This is a genomic window from Gilliamella sp. B14384G12 (genome assembly GCF_016101825.1).
Classification (GTDB): domain Bacteria; phylum Pseudomonadota; class Gammaproteobacteria; order Enterobacterales; family Orbaceae; genus Gilliamella; species Gilliamella apicola_N.
Map to the genome: position 1 here is coordinate 1 of NZ_JACFPU010000066.1, position 303 is coordinate 303.

Here is a 303-nt window from a genome sequence, read left to right on the forward strand (position 1 = left end):
ATCAACATATATTAAGACTAAAACTGATCCTAAATATATTGTTTATGAAATGGAATTATATAAAATTGATGATAAAGGTAATAAAGTTTATGCTTTAAAATCAACAGGAAAACAAAATTTGCAAGCTGATAAGAGGACATCAGTGCACTCTTCATTAGATATTTCTGACCCTGAAAATACATCTTATATCTTAGAACTCAATCTTTTTCATAAAATAGGTGGTATGTCCACACTTTTTAGTACCAAAAAGATAAGGTCATCGATTTCTTTTGTATTCAATCGGTGACTGATAATTTAATGTTG

1 pseudogene is annotated in these 303 nt (G+C 27.7%); it reads left to right on the forward strand.

The annotated features are described in order from the left end of the window. A pseudogene (locus H3S73_RS13680) lies at positions 1–286 on the forward strand (hypothetical protein); the annotation flags it as partial. Positions 287–303 lie beyond the last annotated feature (17 nt).